Here is a 5,585-nt window from a genome sequence, read left to right as displayed (position 1 = left end):
ATCTTATAAGTTAGTTGGAATACATCGGCTTGAATCTATACCTTCGTGTTGCAAAGGGAGGGTACGATGCCTGAGCCTAAATGGTCACGATATCCGCAGGTTTCTGAGAACTCTCAAGGATGCTTATGGCTTTCGTTGCTCGACAATCTTGGCCGTTCGCCCGCTACCATAGACGCCTATGCCAGAGGTCTGGAACAGTATCTGTTTTTTTGTGAGGCAGCAGGTGTTGCTCCTGAGGCAGCAACTTTGAGTCATGTTTCACTATTTGTAAGGTATTTACGTGGAGAAGACGTTCCTTTCCTATCCATTCGCGCTGCTGTGAGCAATGCTACGCTTCATCAGCGCCTGTCCGCCGTCCGACTTTGGTATGATCATTTGGTCTTTGAAGGAATCAAACATCGAAATCCGGTGCCGCGAGGGCAGGCGGTTGTAGGGCGCGGCCCACTCTCGGAGCATGTCGGGTTCAGGTATGGTTTGGTACGTCGTTCCAAATTACTGCCATATTTGCCATCTGACGAAGAATGGGCTCGCTTGCAAGAAATAGTCGCACAGGAAACAGTCAGAAATCGCCTCATGTTCGCCCTGGCCTACTATGGCGCACTGCGCCGAGAAGAGTTAGTAGGTTTGAGGGTGTCGGATATTGACCCTGCGAGACGTCTCCTCACTATTCGGGCTGAGACGAGTAAAAGTGCACACGCTCGAGTGGTTTGTTACTCAGCAGTGATTTGTCCTGTGTTGGCAGTGTATTTACATCGTCGACGCGGTGCGACAACCCATTCAGGTGCCTTGTTTCTGTCTGAGTCAGATCGAAACTTTCGACAGCCCATAACGAAGTGGTCATGGAGCAAAACTGTCAGACGTCTTGCCCTTCAAGCCGGCATACCGGCGTTCAGTACTCATACCTTGAGACATCTGAGACTGACGCACTTGGCCCGGTCAGGCTGGCGTCTGCACGATATCGCAACGTATGCCGGACACCGCAATGTTCAAAGTACGACACTTTATATCCATCTATCTGGTGAAGATCTTCTCCGTAAAATCGCACACTCGGTCGAACAGATGGATATGAATCTTGGTAACAGGGTCTTCGGAGGATAGAACAGTGGCCGAATATCAGGTTTCTCACATCCAGCCCGAATACAAATTCCACATTAATCTCGATGAATACGACAGACGGGCGACATTGTCTGCAGACGAATTAAAAGTTGTCAGACGTTGGAAAGAAGAAAATCTTGTTATTACGAAACGGCAGGCTCCGCGTCTTCATAAGCCTCTGACGGACATCCTGTATCGCAGCAATCTCGACCGCGCTAACAGCCATCGTGCTTTGAAGTATTTGCTTCTGACGGTCGCACACCAGGAAAAACCCTACTGGGGGTGGAGTGAAGACCTGTGGGTTGAGATTATCAATAATAGTCCTGTTCTGAAAAAAACCGGAATGGTACCGCAGTTGATTGCAGTCGCTTATCTTCTGTGTGGTTTTCGAAGCGTGTACAAAATTCAACGCAATGTGGCGACGGCTGTCGTTGCCCGATTGGTTTTTGGAGCGGAGATTGTTGATACAGAATGTGAGCGTCTGTTCTCGGCCCTAACCCGTGTCGGCTTCGTCTGTCAGACCGTTCGGCCCCTCGTACCATCAGTATTTGCTGCAGTTGCATTACAAGGCGAGAATCCAAAACTTGAAAGTTTTGATAGGAAGATACTGGAACATACACGAGAGTGTTACACAGGAAATCATATCGCCAAGCGGATTGGAATATTGTCAAACGGTTTGGCCGCAATGGGGCTTACATCGAAGGTTATTCATTTCCGGGCATACCAACCTCGTCATGGAACTGAAACTGATAATATCAATCCTGAGTGGATGACATGGTGCCGACGTTGGTTGGAAACAACAACCTTGCGAGAAGGGTCGAGGCGAGCAGTTTACAACACTCTGACCCGTATCGGAATCTGGTTGGGTCGCGAGCATCCTGAGGTCACAGGACCAGAGCAATGGACGGTATCGGTATGTGCCGACTATCTCGCCGCCGTCGACAGGTTACGTATTGGCGATTGGGGCGGTTCCACCTTTGATTATCGTCTGATCCCAACAGTTGGCCAGCCTCTACAGGCTCCAACGAAAGTTGCTTATTATCAGGTTATGCGTCGGTTTTTATCTGATATTCAGAGTTGGGAATGGGCGCAGCTCCGGTGTAATCCGCGATATCATCTCTCGACACCGAAGAATATTGCGAAATATCTTGGCGTAAATCCTAGGACCATAGATGATGCTTCTTGGCTGAAACTGACCTGGGCCAGCTTCAACATTGAACCAGACGATCTTTCTCCTGACTGTTTCTATCCATTCGCCCTGTTGCAGGCAATCGCCGTGGTGTGGACACATGCAGGCCTTCGGAGCAATGAGATCGCCCGACTTCGGGTCGGCTGCACGCGCGAACAATCAGAGGATGTGGTTGATCAGTCTGGCAACGTCGTTCCGGCAGGGCAGGTCTGCTGGCTTGATGTTCCGGAAGGTAAAACTTCGGTCGCGTACACTAAACCGGTCGGCCATGCTGTTCATAAGTACATTACGGCCTGGATGAAAAAACGAGCGTCACCCCGCAAACATCTTGATCGGCGAACCGGTGAACATGTACATTTTCTCTTTCAACTTCGGAACAGGCCAATCGCGAAGGAAGTTTTAAATCAGACTGTTATCCCGCTTTTGTGCAAAAAGGCTGGTATTCCGATTGAGGACAGTAAAGGCCGTATTACAAGTCACCGTGGACGGGCTTCAGCCGTTTCTATGCTGGCCAGCGTTCCGCAAGGAATGACAATATTCGATTTGGCAAAATGGTGCGGCCATACGTCCGTTCAATCGACGATGAGCTATGTTCGGTCGAAACCTACGCAATTGGCGAGTGCGTTTGCCAAGGCGGATCAGGCGGCGCGGATGATCGAAATTGTTATTGATAAGGAGGTTATTGCGGCAGGCGCAACGAAGGATGGAGCACCTTGGAAGTATTACGATTTAGGTGATTCTTACTGTAGCAATGCGTTTTGGAGCACTTGTCCGCATCGCATGGCATGCGCACGCTGTTATTTCAATATTCCGAAGCCAAGCGCCAAGGGCGTTGTCCTGGCCGCTCAGCAAGCAGCCAATCGTTTACTGGAAGAGGTCTGGTTAAGCCCAGAGGAACGGGATGCCGTGTCCGGAGACGTTGAAGCATTGGAGGGAATGTTAAACAAGCTTCGAGATAAGCCAGCGCTGGATGGCCGAACGCCTGGCGAAATTTCGGCAACATGCGGTTCCCAAGTGTCTTCTCCGTTCACAGAATCAGAATGACCAGTGCCGTGGTTGGAGAACAATGCCAAACGGAAGCGCTGGCCGGCCTCGTGGAGCGGGTGACGTTCCACAATGCCGAGAACGGTTTCTGCGTCCTGCGGGTGAAGGTGCGGGGGCAGCGCGATCTGGTCACTGTCGTCGGCCATGCCGCCATGATCTCGGCGGGTGAGTTCGTGCAGATGTCGGGGCGCTGGTTCAACGACCACACCCACGGCTTGCAGTTCAAGGCGGAGTTCCTCAAGGCCAGTCCGCCGACCACGGTCGAAGGCATAGAGCGCTATCTCGGCTCGGGCATGATCCGGGGCATTGGTCCCGTCTATGCCAAAAAACTGGTGAAAGCGTTCGGCGAGGCCGTGTTCGACCTGATCGAGCAGGAACCGCATCGCCTGCGGGAAGTGACAGGCATTGGTCCCAAGCGGGCCGAACGGATTGTCGGTGGCTGGGCAGACCAGAAGGTGATCCGCGAGATCATGCTGTTCCTGCACAGCAACGGCGTCGGCACGTCGCGGGCGGTACGGATCTTCAAGACCTACGGGCAGGATGCGGTCAGACTGATCAGCGAGAACCCCTATCGGTTGGCGAAGGACATCCGGGGCATCGGCTTCAAAACCGCCGACCAGATCGCCCGGAAGATGGGGATCGCGCCTGATGCCATGATCCGGGTGAGGGCCGGGATCTCCTATGCCCTTGGTGAGGCGATGGATGAAGGGCATTGCGGCCTCCCGGTCGGTGAACTCCTGACCAGCACCGCCGAACTGCTGGAGGTCGCCGCCCCTCTGATCGAAACAGCCCTCGCGCTGGAGCTGGAAGCGGGAGACGTGGTCGCTGATAGCGTGGGAGAGACGAGTTGCATCTTCTTGGCTGGTCTCTATCGCGCGGAGCAGAGCATCGCCGAGCGATTGCGCGCCTGCGCCGTGGGTCGGCCGCCCTGGCCGGAGATCGATGCTGAAAAGGCCATGACTTGGGTGGAAGGCAAGACCGGACTTGCCATGGCGCCCAGCCAGCAGGAAGCGGTGCGCCTTGCACTGCGTAGCAAGGTGCTGGTGATCACGGGTGGTCCTGGCGTGGGCAAGACCACGCTGGTCAACGCCATTCTGAAGATCGTGACTGCCAAGGGCACAGACGTGCAACTTTGCGCGCCGACCGGCCGGGCGGCGAAGCGCCTGTCGGAAAGCACGGGGCTGGAAGGCAAGACCATCCATAGACTGCTGGAGACGGATCCGGGCAATGGCAGTTTCAAACGGGACGATACCAACCCGCTGACCTGCGACCTGCTGGTTGTGGACGAGGCCAGCATGGTCGACGTGCTGCTGATGCGCTCCCTGCTGCGCGCGTTACCTGACAGCGCGGCTCTGCTGATCGTCGGCGACGTGGACCAGTTGCCTTCTGTCGGACCGGGGCAGGTGCTGGCCGATATCATTGGCTCCGATGCTGTCCCTGTGGTGCGCCTGACCGAGGTGTTCCGCCAGGCGGCACAGAGCCGGATCATCACCAACGCGCACCGGATCAACGAAGGGAAGATGCCGGAGCTGAGCGCGGAAGAGGGATCGGATTTCTATTTCGTGGAGGCGGCTGAGCCCGAGGTCGGACTGCGCAAGTTGCTGGCCGTGGTGAAGGACCGCATCCCGGCGCGGTTCGGGCTGGACCCGGTCCGCGACGTGCAGGTGCTCTGCCCGATGAACCGGGGTGGGCTGGGCGCACGGTCGCTGAATATCGAGTTGCAGCAGGCGCTGAACCCGGCAGGCGACGTGAAGGTCGAGCGGTTCGGCTGGACCTACGGTCCCGGCGACAAGGTGATGCAGATCGCCAACGATTATGACCGGGACGTCTTCAACGGGGATCTCGGCGTTATCGACAAGATCGATGTGGAAGAGGGCGAACTGACGGTCTTATTCGATGGACGGGAGGTCGTTTACGGCTTCGGCGAGTTGGACGAACTGGTGCTGGCCTACGCGACGACCATTCACAAGAGCCAGGGCTCGGAATATCCGGTAGTGGTCATCCCGCTGGTGACGCAGCATTATACGATGCTGGCGCGGAACCTGCTTTATACCGGTGTTACACGGGGGCGGAAGCTCGTCGTGCTGGTCGGGCAGAAGAAGGCTCTGGCCATAGCTGTGCGAAATCAGGGCGGAAGGCTACGTTGGTCAAAACTGAGAGACTGGCTGGTGGGTACGTCAGGTACAGGTCATCTATCCCGCCTAAAGAAACCTTAAAATTGCTTTTTTGAGGTTGTGAAATTGTATTCCACATAAAT

At 54.9% G+C, this 5,585-nt stretch carries 3 protein-coding genes; all 3 read left to right on the top strand.

Annotated features, from left to right (window positions below):
• Nucleotides 1–66 precede the first annotated feature (66 nt).
• Genes GOB90_RS18375 through recD2 form a run of 3 tightly spaced genes read left to right on the top strand, consistent with a single transcriptional unit; the run spans nt 67 to nt 5,544 of the window.
• Complete coding sequence (locus tag GOB90_RS18375; RefSeq protein WP_146893017.1) at nt 67–1,098, top strand: tyrosine-type recombinase/integrase; 1,032 nt, start codon at nt 67–69, stop codon at nt 1,096–1,098.
• 4 nt (nt 1,099–1,102) lie between these two features.
• Nucleotides 1,103–3,328: a site-specific integrase gene (locus GOB90_RS18370; RefSeq protein ID WP_146893019.1), complete on the top strand. Its 2,226-nt coding sequence runs from the start codon at nt 1,103–1,105 to the stop codon at nt 3,326–3,328.
• The gene (gene recD2, locus GOB90_RS18365) at nt 3,325–5,544 is read left to right on the top strand and encodes an SF1B family DNA helicase RecD2 (protein ID WP_146893021.1); all 2,220 of its coding nucleotides are present in this window, start codon (nt 3,325–3,327) and stop codon (nt 5,542–5,544) included. Before GOB90_RS18370 ends, recD2 begins: the two co-directional genes overlap by 4 nt.
• Nucleotides 5,545–5,585 lie beyond the last annotated feature (41 nt).

Source organism: Acetobacter oeni, from assembly GCF_011516825.1.
GTDB lineage: Bacteria > Pseudomonadota > Alphaproteobacteria > Acetobacterales > Acetobacteraceae > Acetobacter > Acetobacter oeni.
This window is presented reverse-complemented; position numbering and strand designations above follow the sequence as displayed.